The sequence below is a fragment of the Pseudomonas sp. PL-6 genome (assembly GCF_054110165.1).
Map to the genome: position 1 here is coordinate 1088111 of NZ_CM134189.1, position 12560 is coordinate 1100670.

Genomic DNA, 12560 nt, shown 5'->3' on the forward strand with positions numbered 1-12560 from the left:
ATGACCGATCACGCATTGTTGCTGGTTAACCTGGGTTCGCCCGCGTCCACCGAAGTAGCCGATGTCCGCCGTTACCTCAATCAGTTCCTGATGGACCCCTATGTCATCGACCTGCCCTGGCCGCTGCGCCGCCTGCTGGTGTCGCTGATCCTGATCAAGCGCCCGGCGGCCTCGGCGCATGCCTATGCCTCGATCTGGTGGGACGAGGGCTCGCCGCTGATCGTGCTCAGCCGCCGCCTGCAGCAGGCGATGCAGGCGCACTGGACGCGCGGCCCGGTGGAACTGGCGATGCGCTATGGCGAGCCGTCCATCGAAACCAGCCTGCAGCGCCTGGCCGACCAGGGCGTCCGCGAGGTGACCCTGGCGCCGCTCTACCCGCAGTTCGCCGACAGCACCACCACCACGGTGATCGAAGAGACCAAGCGGGTACTGCGCGAGCGCGGGCTGAAGCTGCGCCTGTCGATCCTGCCGCCGTTCTTCGAGCAAGCCGAATACCTCGACGCCCTGGCGGCCAGCGCCAAGCCCTACCTGGAGCAGCCGTTCGATCACCTGCTGCTGAGCTTCCACGGCCTGCCCGAGCGCCACCTGCACAAGCTCGATCCCAGCGGCCATTGCCTGAAGGGCGCCGACTGCTGCCGCACGGCTTCGGCCGAGGTGCTCGCCGGCTGCTATCGCGCGCAGTGCCTGCGCAGCGCCGAGCTGTTCGCCGCGCGCCTGGGCCTGCAGCCGCAGCAGTGGTCGGTGAGCTTCCAGTCGCGCCTGGGCCGGGCCAAGTGGATCGAGCCCTACACCGAGACGCGCCTCGACGAGCTGGCCGCGCAGGGGGTGAAGAAGCTGCTGGTGATGTGCCCGGCCTTCGTCGCCGACTGCATCGAGACCCTGGAGGAAATCGGCGACCGCGGCCGCGAGCAGTTCGTCGCGGCCGGCGGCGAGAGCCTGCAGCTGGTGCCCTGCCTCAACGACCACCCGGACTGGGCGGCGGCGCTGAAGACCCTGTGCGAGCGTGCGCCGCTGGCCATCTGAAACGGCCGCCGCGCCATTCGCCCCGGCGGGTATGAAGCATTCGCCCGCCTGATAACACCTTCGAGCGATACTCAGCGCCGTTTATATCGCCCTAAGCTGACGCACTTTCAACCGCCGCGCGCCGCGTTCAGCGGTGCCGAGGAGAGCGTCCGTGCATAACAACAATAACGGCTATCCCTCCAGTGCCCGTGCCTGGGTCACTGTCGCCATCCTGATGGTGGCCTACGTGCTGTCCTTCGTCGACCGGCAGATTCTCAACCTGCTGGTCGAACCGATCCGCCGCGACCTGCTGATCAACGACACGCAGATGAGCCTGCTGATGGGCCTGTCCTTCGCCCTGTTCTATACCATCTGCGGCATTCCCCTCGGGCGCGTCGCCGACACCCGCAGCCGGCGCGGGCTGATCGCCGTCGGCGTGCTGTTCTGGAGCGCCGCCACCGCCGCCTGCGGCATGGCCAAGCTGTACTGGCAGTTTCTGCTGTGCCGCATCGGCGTCGGCGTGGGCGAGGCGGCGCTGTCGCCGGCGGCCTATTCGCTGATCGCCGACAGCTTTCCCGCCGAGCGCCGCGCCACCGCCATCAGCGTCTACTCCATGGGCGTCTACCTCGGCTCGGGGCTGGCCTTTCTGGTCGGCGGGCTGGTCATCCAGTTCGCCTCGGCGCAGGGCAACGTGCTGCTGCCGGTGCTGGGCGAGGTGCGCCCCTGGCAGTTGATCTTCCTGATCCTCGGCGGCGCCGGGGTGCTGTTCACCCTGCTCATGCTGGCGGTCAAGGAGCCGGCCCGGCGTGGCGCCGGCGCCGGCGTGGCGGTGCCGCTGGCGGATGTCGGCCGCTATATCCGTGCCAACCGTCGCACCGTGCTGCTGCACAACTTCGGCTTCGCCGGCCTGGCCTTCGCCGGCTACGGCAGCGCGGCCTGGGTGCCGACCTTCTATATCCGCACCTACGGCTGGGACGCCGGTCAGGTCGGCATCGTCTACGGCTGCATAGTCGCGGTGTTCGGCTGCCTGGGCATTGTCTTCGGCGGGCGCCTGGCCGACTGGATGGCCAAGCGCGGGCGCAGCGACGCCAACATGCGCGTCGGCCTGTACGCCGCGCTCGGCGCGCTGCCGCTGGTGCTGCTGTTCCCGCTGATGGACACCGCCTTCTGGGCCAGCGTGCTGCTGGCGCCGACGGTGTTCTGCCTGAGCATGCCGTTCGGCGTGGCGCCGGCGGCGATCCAGGAGATCATGCCCAACTCGATGCGCGGCCAGGCCTCGGCCATCTACCTGTTCGTCATCACCCTGATCGGCCTGGGAATAGGCCCGACCGCGGTGGCGTTGGTGACCGACTTCGTCTTCGCCGACGACAACGCGCTGCGCTACTCGCTGCTGATCGTCACCACCCTGGCGGTGCTGATGTCCATCGTGCTGCTGGGCAAGAGCCTCAAGCCCTACCGCGAGAGCGTGGTGCGCCTGGAACAGTGGGCGGCCAGCCCGGCCTGAGCCCCGTAAGGGGCGCCGCGCGCACCAATGATGAAAAAGCCGCGATAGTCGCGGCTTTTTCACAGAGCGAGCGGGTTTAACGACGATAGCGATGATGGTGCTTGTGGCCGCGCCAGTGCTTGTGCGGGTGGTGATAGTGGCGCGATTTGTAGTGATACGGCCGGGGTTCGTAGTAGCGCGGGCCCACCACCACGGTATAGGGGCGGTAGTAGACCGGCGGCTCGTAGTACACCGGCGGTGGCGGGTAGTACACCACGTGCGGTGGTGGGGCGTAGTAGATCCGGCTGTTGGCGCCGATCACGCCACCGACCACGGCGCCGACTACCGCTCCGGCGATGGCGGCGTCGCGACGATCCGAGGCCTGAACCGGTTCCACGCCGGCCAGTGCCAGGCTGGCGAGCAGGCCGGTGACGAGGGAAATACGCGTATGCATGAGCGTGCCTCCTGTAGGGCCGGAGCGATCCGGTTACTGGTTTCGACCGATACTCGGGCGGCGCATTGCATGGCGCTGTGTAAAAGCTATGTAAACCAGGGGGCGCTGCCTGCTGGCTAGGAACTGCGCTTGGTGCCTCGACCGCTCAGCCGCCGGCTCGAGCGCGGGCCATCGACTTCCAGGTGGAGGCCGGCGAACAGCCGGTGGATCAAGCGCTCGTGGCGTTCGATGGCGTCGGCATGGCGCTCGATGACCATGGGCAGTTGGCGCAGGCTGTCCGAGGGGGTGTCGAGCAGGAAGGGCAGTTGTGGGTTGCCGAGACTGTGCTCGATCTCGCCCAGGTGCAGGAGGATGTCTTTCTCCATCTCGTTGAGCTGAACCAGCATGTCCAGCAGCTCGCCCTGCACCGGCAGGCGGGTGGCGTCGCACAGGCGGATCAGCAGCAGGCCGGCCTCGCGCAGCAGGCCGATCAGCTGCGTGCTCTTGATGCCGTAGTGGACGATGGCCAGGCTATCGCTGGCGCGCCGCTGGTAGTTGAGTCCGGCATGGGGCAGGCGATGGCCGGCGAGGTCGCGCGGTTGCTGGCCAAGCTTGAGGCCGAGCCACTTGGCCTTCAACTGCACGAATTCGGCTTCGAGGCTGTCCTTCTGCTCGAACAGGCGGTGCAACTGCTGGTGGGGCAGCAGCGGCTCGGGTGTCTTGCCCAGGCTGCGCTGCGAATCGCGGACACTTTTCCACAGGCGCCACAGCATCAGCGCGATGCATAGCGCGGCGAGTCCCGACAGGGCCAGCAGCAGGGCGGGCTCGGCCTGGGCCAGGGCATCCAGTCGCGAGGTGAGGGGGATCGGTTGTTGCATCCGTGAGCTCCAGTGCGGGTCCATCTGACTGGGTGATTCGAATCCAACGCACTACAGGTTCGCCCACGGTCGGCCGATGAATGATCAACAGGCTTAGCGTAGTTGCCCGCCGGCGAATTGAAATGGCCAAACGCTAGTATTTTTCCGCAAGCCGCTGGCCTGGGCGTCACTGTGCCCAGCGCTGCTGGATGCGCTCCAGCGTGCCGGCCTTGCGCAGTCGTACCAGCGCCTCGGAGAACTGCCGGGCACGCTGGATATCGCCCTTGGCGAAGGCGACGAAGCGCGGCATCTGCACCAGCGGGCGGGGCAGGATGCGCACCTGTTGCTGGGCGCGCTGTTCGCGGACGAAGTACTGCAGTTGCACGCGGTCGCCGACGATGATGTCGATGCGCCCGGCCAGCAGCATCGACACCAGCTGGCGCGGGTTCTGCGCGCTGCTGTCGCGGGCCAGGTCGGCGCGGTCGAAGTGCTCCTCGTAGGCGTAGCCGCGCACCTGGCCGATCACGTAGGGGGCGAAGTCGTCCAGCGTGCGCCAGTCGGTGATCGCGGTCTTGGCGGTGGTCATGAACACCGTGGCGCCGCTGCGCAGCGGGCCGACCAGTTCGTACTGCTCCTGGCGCTGCGGCGTGCCGGCGAACTGGAAGGCCATCTGCGCCTCGCCGCGCTCGAGCATGCGCTTGACCCGCTCCCAGGGGTAGAGGCGGATCTGGTGCGCGACCCTGGCCTCGCGCAGCACCGCCTCGACCAGCTCGACTTCGAGCCCGCGCGGCGTGTCGTCCTCGGCGGTGACGAAGCTGTAGGGGGCGAACTGCTCGTCGCCGACCACCCGCCAGGGCTCCGCGGCCAGGGGATTGGCCAGGGCCAGCAGGATGAGCAGCAGAAGGCGCATGGCGGGTCTCCTCGGGGCGGGCTTGTGTTCAGGCTAGCCAATTTTCCCCGAGGGCGTGCGGCAGATCAGACCTTGCGCACGAACTCCGACTTGAGCTTCATCGCGCCGATACCGTCGATCTTGCAGTCGATGTCGTGGTCGCCGTCGACCAGGCGAATGTTCTTCACCTTGGTGCCGACCTTGACCACCAGCGACGAGCCCTTGACCTTGAGGTCCTTGATCACGGTGACGCTGTCGCCGTCCTGCAGCAGGTTGCCCACCGAATCCTTGATCGCCCGCGCCGCCTCGTCGCCCCCGGCGGCGTCGCCGGCCCGCCATTCATGGGCGCATTCGGGGCAGATCAGCTGCTCGCCGTCAGCGTAGGTGTATACGGAGTTGCACTGGGGGCAAGGTGGCAGGCTGCTCAAGGGACGTCCTCGACTGTGGGTTGAGAGACCCTGAATTGTATAGGGTTTTGCCCGCGGGCGCCGCTCTAGGACGCCGCTCGGCTCGCCGGTGATGTCAAAAATATTGGACTTGCCGGGCGGGCAGGTTTCACCGCTTTTTGCTTGAATCATGCCGGTTTAAGCCATTTCTGCGGAATCTGCGAGTGCATTTTGTTCGACAATGTCGCGCTTATTTGTTTGACATATTTTACGGCTCGGGCAGACTGGCGATAGATTCCGCTGCCGAACCGGGTGGCGGGCGCTCCTGTGGCGCCCCTTTGCGCAGAGTCGCCAAGGCCCGGTTTCGCGCCGCCGTCGGAAGGCGGCACCCCGGCTCAGGACGAGCCCGGGTGCACGGAGTTAGCCAAACAGGCCGCAGTCGGCGACAGCCACCGGCCTGCACAGCAACGACAGGCCCGGCCTGTCCCAAGGTGACGTATGTCCGACAAGAAAATCCGCAGTACCCCGCGCAAACCCGTCGTGTTGATGTCCATGGGCGCTCAGGAGCGCAAGGGCCACGACTATCAAGTGATGACCCACAAATACATCCAGCCGCTGGTCGAGCTCTCCGGCTGCGTGCCACTGCTGGTGCCGACCTGCTGCGGCACGGCTGACCTCGAGCAGTACCTGGACATGGCCGACGGCGTGTACCTGACCGGCGCCGGCAGCAATATCGACCCGGCGCTCTACGGCCAGGAAAACGAGACGCCGAACAAGACCCAGGATCGCGACCGCGATCTGTTCGACCTGCCGCTGATCCGCGCCGCCCTCGCGCGCGGCCTGCCGATCTTCGGCATCTGCCGCGGCATGCAGGAGATCAACGTGGCCCTGGGCGGCGACATCTTCCAGAAGGTCTATGCCGAGCCCGGCTACCACGACCACCGGGAGAACCCCGATGACCCGGTGGAGGTGCAGTACGCGCCGCGCCATGCGGTGTACCCGGTGCCCGGGAGCTGGTTCGCCGAGCTGCTGGGGCAGCCGGAGATCCGCGTCAACTCCCTGCATGGCCAGGCCATCCGCAACCTGGGCCAGGGCCTGGAAGTGCTGGCCAGCGCCGAGGACGGCCTGATCGAGGCCATTCACGCCCCCAGCCTGTCGCCCTTCCTGCTGGCGGTGCAGTGGCACCCGGAATGGCGCGCCGCCGCCAACCCCGACTCGGTGAAGATCTTCCAGGCCTTCGGCGAGGCCTGCCGGCGCCGCGTCGCCGAACAGAGCTGAGCCCTCCAAGAGGCGGTTCCCGGCGCGTCCTGCGTCGATCTGTCAGGAAAGGGCGTGGAACTTGCTAGCGGCTGAGCGTCCGGGCCATGTCCCCGGGCGCTTCCTCCAATCGCACAAGGACCACCTCGATGATCACTGCCTCCATCGCCGACTGCATGAGCCGGGATTTCGCCCGCATCCATCCCGATATGCCCGTGGTCAAGGCGGTCGCCAAACTGATGCGCCACGAGCTGCTCGGCGGCCCGGTGACCGACGGCGACGGCCGCCTGCTCGGCTGGCTGTCCGAGCAGGAATGCCTGAAGGTGGCGATCCAGGTGGCCTACTACAACCAGCGGGTGGCCACGGTCGGCGACATCATGCGCCGCGACGTGCTCAGCGTGCGCGCCGACATGGACCCCATGGCACTGGTGCAGCAGATGCTCGGCGACAAGCCGAAGAACTACCCGGTGGTCGACGCCTGTGGCCGGGTGCTCGGGGTGATCAGCCGTCGCCATCTGCTGCAGCAGCTGGACAAGCTGCTGCAGGGCCGGGCTCAGGCGGCCTGAGGCACAGGCGCGCCGTCCTGGTGCGGCGGCGCCGAGCGGGTGCACCAAAAGGGTTGGCGTGCGCGGCCTGTCAGTAGACGCGCGGCGGCTCCGGCCAGTCCAGGGTGCCGCTGTCGCTGAACCGGCGGGTGCCGAACAGGCCGCCGGCCAGCTTGCCGCGCAGCACGTAGGGCAGGCCCTGGCCCAGGCGGTAGTCGGTGGCGCCCCAGGCCTGGCGCATGGCGGAGAAGGCGGAAATGCTCACCGGCACGCTGATCAGGGTCTCGCCGAAGCGCGGCACGCTGCCGCGCTGGTCGCTCACGCCGCTGGCCAGCGGCTGGCCGTTGACTTCCAGCTCCAGCGCCACGCCGTCGAAGTCCACCGGGCTGTCGTTGGGATTCTGCACCCGCAGCTTGACCGCGAAGCGCATCTCCAGGCCCTGGCCGGGCAAGGGTTCCAGCCCGGCCAGGTCGATGCGCAGCGGGTCGCGCTGGCCCAGGCTGGCGCAGGCGCCCAGGCCCAGGGCGAGCAGCAGGATAAAACAGAGGCGAAACAGACGGGGCATGGCGATCTTCCGGATGAGCATTGGCTACAGCATAGAAGACCGTCGCCAGCCGCTTTAGCCCCCGGCCTTGCGTTGCCGACTGCCGAGCACCAGGGCGATGCCGCCGAGCACCGCGCCGGCGCTGAGCAGCAGACGCAGGCTCAGCGCTTCGCCGAGCAGCAGGGCGCCGCCGAGGGCGGCGAGGATCGGCACGCTGAGCTGCACGGTGGCGGCCTGGCTGGCGCGCAGGCCGGGCAGGGCGCTGTACCAGATGGCGTAGCCGACGCCCGAGGTCAGCGCGCCGGACAGCAGGGCGTAGCACAGCCCCGCGCCGTCCCAGCTCAACCGCGGCAGCAGCGTCAGGGCCAGGAGCAGGGCCAGCGGTGCGGCGCGCAGGAAATTGCCGGCGGTCACCGCCAGCGGGTCGCCCTGGCCGCGCCCGAGCAGCGAGTAGCCGCCCCAGGCGATACCGGCCAGCAGCATCAGCAGGGCGGCCGTCAGCGGCGGCGCGCTGGCGCCGGGCAGCAGCAGCGCAAGCAGGCCGCCGGCCGCCAGGGCGGTGCCGAGGCTGGCCGCCAGGCCCAGGCGTTCGCCGCGCCACAGGCCCCAGAGCAGCATGCTCAGTTGCACCGCGCCGAACAGCAGCAGGGCGCCGACGCCGGTGTCCAGCTGCAGGTAGGCGAAGGAGAAGGCCGCGGCGTAGGCGAACAGCGCCAGCGCCCCCGGCCAGTTGCCGGCCATGGGCTGGCGCGCCGTGCGCAGGCGCAGCAGCAGCCAGAGCGTCAGCGCCCCGGAAACGAGACGAATGGCGGTGAAACTGGCGGCGTCGATGGCCGTCTCGCGCAGGGCCAGGCGGCACAGCAGCGAGTTGCCGGCGAAGGCCAGCATGGCCAGGGCGGTGAGCAGCAGGATACGCGGGGGCATCGGCCATCCTTGTGAGAGTCTGTTCAAAGCCTGCTGCGCGTCGGCACTGCTGCGTTAAAAACAGGCTCGGAATGCTCATGTACAAAAGTACACTCCGCTTCCTCGCCTGTTTTTGCCTTGCATTGCTCTAGCTCGCGAGGCTTTGAGCAGGCTCTAAGGGCGTGACCGCCAGCTAAGCACAGCGCAGCGATGGATGGGATTGGCCGAAGGTCGCAACTGCGTCGGCGCTCAGTCGTACTCGGCCTCGGCGTGATCGCCGAGCAGGCGCCGCTGGCGTGGGGTGCAGGCGGCCAGCACCGCCGGGTCGAAGCGAAAGTGCAGGTAGGGCGAGAACTTCTGCGCCACCATGCGCCGGCCATAATGGATCTGCAGCAGATAGCGGCTGCGCGTGCGGCTCAGGTTGGGGCTGCCGGCGTGCCACAGCTCGCTGCGAAAGAACAGCAGATCGCCGGCGCGGCAGAAGATCGGCTCGGGCTCGCGGCCACGCCAGTGACGCTCGCCGGCAGCGGGCGGCCGGCCGGCGCGGTGGCTGCCGGGGATGACCCGGGTCGGGGCCAGCTCGGCGTCGATGTCGTCGAGATAGAGCTGGGCGGTGCAGATCTGCATCGGCAGCTCGAAGGCGGGATCGTCCAGCAGGCTCGGCGGCAGCGCCATCAGCAGATGGTCCAGATGCAGCTCGCTGCCGACGAAGCCGGGGTGGCAGCGCCAGGCGGTCTGGCCGATCACGTGGCAATCCTCGCCCAGCGCCGCTTCGGCCAGCTCGATCACCTGCGGCAGGTCGAGGTAGGGCAGCCAGAACGGGTCGCGGTTGAACAGGCACTTGTAGTGGTCGAGGCTGCCCTGGTAGTCCCAGTGGATGGGACGCAGGGCATCGATGGCGGTGCGCAGCGCGGCGATGCGTGGCGCCTCCAGCACCCCGGGCAGCAGGACGAAGCCCTGCTGGTGCAGGGCCTGCAGCCGTTCGGCGGTGTGGCTGGCGATGAGCTCGGGCATGGCGCCGCTCCCGAAGGTGACCAGAGCATGCTGGCACTCGCAAGCGGCGTTGCCCAGTCCTCGGTGGTGCTTAGAAGTGCGCCTTGACCAGCAGGCTGGCGGTGTTCTGGTCGGTCGGGCCGACGAAGTTGGTGCTGACGAAGCCGCCGTCCTTGATGCCGTACTTGTTCTTCCAGTAGTCGTACTCGACGCCGACGTACAGCTGCTTCTCGCCCCACTTCAGCGCCTTGCCCAGGTCGTACTTGATCTGCGGGTTGAAGTGCAGGTTGGCGTGGTAGTCGCCGCGGCTGTTCTCGTCGTTGTCCACCACCCAGTCCATGAAACCGTCGATGAGGATGTCGGACTCGCCGACCGGGATGGTGTAGCTCCACACCGGGGTGATCTGCCAGACGTTGTCGCCGGGACGGCTGCCATCGGTGGTGCGCAGGTAGGTGTTGAGCTGGAAGTAGTCGAAGCCGGGGATGGCCAGGTCGAAGCCCGGGCCGATCAGGTAGGACTCGACGTCGTCCTCGCCGAACTCGTAGGTGGTAGCGATCAGCACGTCCTTGAGCGGGCCGAACGACAGGTCGGCGCCGCTGAGCTTGCCCAGGGAGAAGCGCGGGCTGAACTCGCCGTAGAAGGTATGGCCGTCGCCGGCGCCGTTGCGGGCGTCGGTGTTGTACTTGATCGCGTCGACGAAGATGAACAGGTCGCCGAAGCTCCAGCCGCTGGCGTGCTCGAAGGTGACGGTCTGCTGGATCTCCGGGTCGATCTTGAAGTCCTGGCCGTAGAGGTAGGTCAGGCTGTTGTCCTGCCAGTGCAGCAGGTCGCCGGCGACGGCCTGGCCGCCCGCCAGCAGGCCGCCGGCGAGGATCAGCGAAGAAAGGGTGCGGTTCATGAAGGCTCCTGGTGTGTAGCGTGTCGTTATGGTTGTAAACCTGTCTGCTTGGTCAGGCTGGTGCAGCTAGAGCAAAAACGGCGCCAATTCTCGTGATTGGCGATAGACCTTGCAAATCAATCGGATGGCTTGCATTTCGGCGCAGGATGGCGGCCGTTCGTGCACCTTTTGCTGACCGCTGGGACAGAAACGGCCATAAGTTGGTGCGCACGGCCGTGGCGGTCATTGGTCGGCTGGAGTGGAAAGGCCATTGACGAGCAGTATGACGAGGTTCATATAGGCGATTAGGATTATGACTGTAATCTAATTGGCCCGCTCAAACCTCTTCATGGAGAACGCTATGAACGCTGCAAGCAAACCCGCCACCGCCCTGATCACCGGCGCCTCTTCCGGCATCGGTGCCACCTATGCCGAGCGCCTGGCTCGGCGTGGTCACGACCTGCTGCTGGTGGCGCGCGACGCCCAGCGCCTGCAGGCCCTGGCCGAGCGCCTGGGCGGCGAGTACGGCGTCGCCGTCGAGGTGATGCCGGCCGACCTGACCGTGCCGGCCGACGTGCGCAAGGTGGCACAGCGTCTGCGCGAGGACGCGCGCATCGGCCTGCTGGTGAACAATGCCGGGGTGGCGATGAACGGGCCGCTGGCCGGCGCCGACCTGGAACAGGTGGGCGCGATGATCCAGCTCAACGTGGTGGCCCTGACCCATCTGGCCGCCGCCGCGGCCGCCAGCTTCGGCCAGGCCGGGCGTGGCGCCATCGTCAATATCGGCTCGGTGGTGGCGCTGGCGCCGGAGATGTTCAACGCCGTGTACAGCGCCACCAAGGCCTATGTGCTGAGCCTGACCCAGACCCTGGCCGGCGAACTGCGCGGCTCGGGCGTGCAGCTGCAGGCGGTGCTGCCGGGGGTGACCCGCACCGAGATCTGGGAGCGCAGCGGCACCGATGCCTCGGCGCTGCCGCCGTCGATGATCATGGAGGTGGGCGAGATGGTCGACGCGGCGCTGGCCGGTTTCGATCAGGGCGAGCTGGTGACCATCCCCTCGCTACCGGATGCCGCCGACTGGGACACCTTCGTCGCCGCCCGCGCGGCGCTGGGGCCGAACCTGTCGCATAGCCAGGCGGCGGCGCGCTACAAATAAGCGCGCGGGGCGCCGCTCAGGCGCCCCTATTGTTGCTGAGCGTCCTGCGCCTGCTCGATCAGCAGACGGCGGGTGGTCTTCAGCAGGCGGTCGGACAGCTCGGGGTCCTTGACGCTGCGCGACAGCAGCAGGGCGCCGACCATGGCCGAGAGCAGCAGCACGCTCTGTTCGGCGGCGTCGTCGCCCTTGAGGTTGTCTTCGATCAGCGCCAGGCGATTGCGGATCAGCGCGTCGGTGATCTCGCTGGCCTCGCCGCGCTGGCCCAGCTCGGCCGACATGGTCGGCAGCGGGCAGCCGGCGCCGGGGTTGGCGCGGTGCGCGCTGGACAGGTAGCTGGCGATAAAGCGCGGCAGCGGCGCCTCGGACTTCTCGGCCTGCTGTTCGGTGTTGCTGGCAAGGTCCTGCACGGCATGGCGCAGGGCGGTCTCCACCAGCTCGTCCTTGGACTTGAAGTGGGCGTAGAAGCCGCCGTGGGTCAGGCCCAGGGCCTTCATCAGCGGCTGCAGGCCGGTGGCGCCGATGCCGTCGCGGCGAAAGCGCAGCGCGGCCTCGTCGATGATGCGTTGGTGGGTCTTGGCCTTGTGGTCTTCCGAATAGCGCATGGGGTGCTCCGGATGATTCAGATGTTGGCTGTCATCTTACACCCGCGGCCGCGCCTTGGCGCGACCGCGTTGTGCACTCAGGGCGCCGGCGGCGCCATATCGAGAATCAGGCAGGTGGTGGAGGCCATGGCGTAGAGGCGCTCGTCGACGTCGTACAGGCGTCCTTCGGCCAGCGCGGTGGAGCGGCCGAGGTGGATGATGCGGCCCTCGGCGCGCACCGGGCCGGCGCCGCTGCGCAGGGCGCGGATGTAGCTGACGCGCAGGTCGCTGGTGGTGTAGCCCTGGCCCGGCTTGAGCAGGGTGTGCACCGCGCAGCCCATGCAGGAGTCGAGCAGGGTGGCGATATAGCCGCCGTGCACGCTGCCCAGTGGGTTGTAGTGACGCGCATCGGGCGTGCCCTGGAAGACGAAACGACCGCTGGCCCACTGCAGCGGCACGAAATCCAGCAGCTGGCCGAAGGGCGGGCTGGGCAGCTCGCCGCGGCCGATGCGGTCGAAGAAGTCCATGGGCGCCATGCTGGCCACCTCGGCCAGGGCCAGGGTGCCGGGGGCGGCGAGATTGGCGCGCAGCGCCTGTTCTTCGGCGTGCCAGGCGGCCAGACGGGTATCGCGGTCTTGCGGGTTCATGCGGGTC

At 68.0% G+C, this 12560-nt stretch carries 15 protein-coding genes; 5 read left to right on the top strand and 10 right to left on the bottom strand.

Features of this window, described 5'->3' with window-relative positions; all coding sequences use genetic code 11:
• Together hemH and ACW9UL_RS04875 are read left to right on the top strand one after the other, a co-directional pair.
• On the top strand, positions 1-1023 hold the full coding sequence (gene hemH / locus ACW9UL_RS04870; RefSeq protein ID WP_021443495.1) for a ferrochelatase: 1023 nt from the start codon (positions 1-3) through the stop codon (positions 1021-1023).
• A gap of 151 nt (positions 1024-1174) precedes the next feature.
• On the top strand, positions 1175-2506 hold the full coding sequence (locus ACW9UL_RS04875) for a spinster family MFS transporter (RefSeq protein ID WP_021443494.1): 1332 nt from the start codon (positions 1175-1177) through the stop codon (positions 2504-2506).
• Between the two features lie 76 nt (positions 2507-2582).
• Here ACW9UL_RS04875 and ACW9UL_RS04880 read toward each other — a convergent pair whose 3' ends face one another.
• From ACW9UL_RS04880 to ACW9UL_RS04895, 4 genes are all read right to left on the bottom strand, one after another.
• Positions 2583-2939, bottom strand: a complete 357-nt coding sequence (locus tag ACW9UL_RS04880; protein ID WP_397496174.1) for a hypothetical protein — start codon at positions 2937-2939, stop codon at positions 2583-2585.
• 116 nt (positions 2940-3055) lie between these two features.
• The gene (locus tag ACW9UL_RS04885; protein ID WP_397496175.1) at positions 3056-3796 is read right to left on the bottom strand and encodes a hypothetical protein; all 741 of its coding nucleotides are present in this window, start codon (positions 3794-3796) and stop codon (positions 3056-3058) included.
• A gap of 166 nt (positions 3797-3962) precedes the next feature.
• Positions 3963-4685, bottom strand: coding sequence for a substrate-binding periplasmic protein (locus ACW9UL_RS04890; RefSeq protein ID WP_457789244.1), 723 nt, complete (start codon positions 4683-4685; stop codon positions 3963-3965).
• 65 nt (positions 4686-4750) lie between these two features.
• A complete protein-coding gene (locus tag ACW9UL_RS04895) occupies positions 4751-5092 on the bottom strand; it encodes a zinc ribbon domain-containing protein YjdM (protein WP_457789246.1) in 342 nt (113 codons plus the stop codon).
• Positions 5093-5548: 456 nt separating this feature from the next.
• Here ACW9UL_RS04895 and ACW9UL_RS04900 point away from each other — a divergent pair, with 456 nt between their 5' ends.
• Complete coding sequence (locus ACW9UL_RS04900; RefSeq protein WP_397496177.1) at positions 5549-6328, top strand: gamma-glutamyl-gamma-aminobutyrate hydrolase family protein; 780 nt, start codon at positions 5549-5551, stop codon at positions 6326-6328.
• Positions 6329-6456: 128 nt separating this feature from the next.
• Positions 6457-6873, top strand: coding sequence for a CBS domain-containing protein (locus ACW9UL_RS04905; RefSeq protein ID WP_457789248.1), 417 nt, complete (start codon positions 6457-6459; stop codon positions 6871-6873).
• A 70-nt stretch (positions 6874-6943) separates the two neighbouring features.
• Here ACW9UL_RS04905 and ACW9UL_RS04910 read toward each other — a convergent pair whose 3' ends face one another.
• The 4 genes from ACW9UL_RS04910 to ACW9UL_RS04925 form a co-directional block, all read right to left on the bottom strand.
• A complete protein-coding gene (locus ACW9UL_RS04910) occupies positions 6944-7417 on the bottom strand; it encodes an LEA/WHy family protein (protein ID WP_457789250.1) in 474 nt (157 codons plus the stop codon).
• 54 nt (positions 7418-7471) lie between these two features.
• Positions 7472-8320 (bottom strand): EamA family transporter, encoded by an 849-nt coding sequence (locus tag ACW9UL_RS04915; protein WP_457789252.1) that lies wholly within the window; start codon positions 8318-8320, stop codon positions 7472-7474.
• 228 nt (positions 8321-8548) lie between these two features.
• The gene (locus ACW9UL_RS04920) at positions 8549-9313 is read right to left on the bottom strand and encodes a phytanoyl-CoA dioxygenase family protein (protein ID WP_457789254.1); all 765 of its coding nucleotides are present in this window, start codon (positions 9311-9313) and stop codon (positions 8549-8551) included.
• A 70-nt stretch (positions 9314-9383) separates the two neighbouring features.
• On the bottom strand, positions 9384-10190 hold the full coding sequence (locus tag ACW9UL_RS04925) for an outer membrane protein OmpK (protein WP_457789256.1): 807 nt from the start codon (positions 10188-10190) through the stop codon (positions 9384-9386).
• 340 nt (positions 10191-10530) lie between these two features.
• On the opposite strand from ACW9UL_RS04925, the gene ACW9UL_RS04930 reads away from it, so the two are divergent.
• Positions 10531-11325, top strand: coding sequence for an SDR family NAD(P)-dependent oxidoreductase (locus ACW9UL_RS04930; protein WP_457789258.1), 795 nt, complete (start codon positions 10531-10533; stop codon positions 11323-11325).
• A gap of 26 nt (positions 11326-11351) precedes the next feature.
• On the opposite strand, the gene ACW9UL_RS04935 is transcribed toward ACW9UL_RS04930, so the two are convergent.
• On the bottom strand, positions 11352-11927 hold the full coding sequence (locus ACW9UL_RS04935) for a TetR/AcrR family transcriptional regulator (RefSeq protein ID WP_457789260.1): 576 nt from the start codon (positions 11925-11927) through the stop codon (positions 11352-11354).
• Between the two features lie 77 nt (positions 11928-12004).
• Positions 12005-12553, bottom strand: a complete 549-nt coding sequence (locus ACW9UL_RS04940) for a PaaI family thioesterase (RefSeq protein WP_457789261.1) — start codon at positions 12551-12553, stop codon at positions 12005-12007.
• Between the last annotated feature and the right edge of the window lie 7 nt (positions 12554-12560).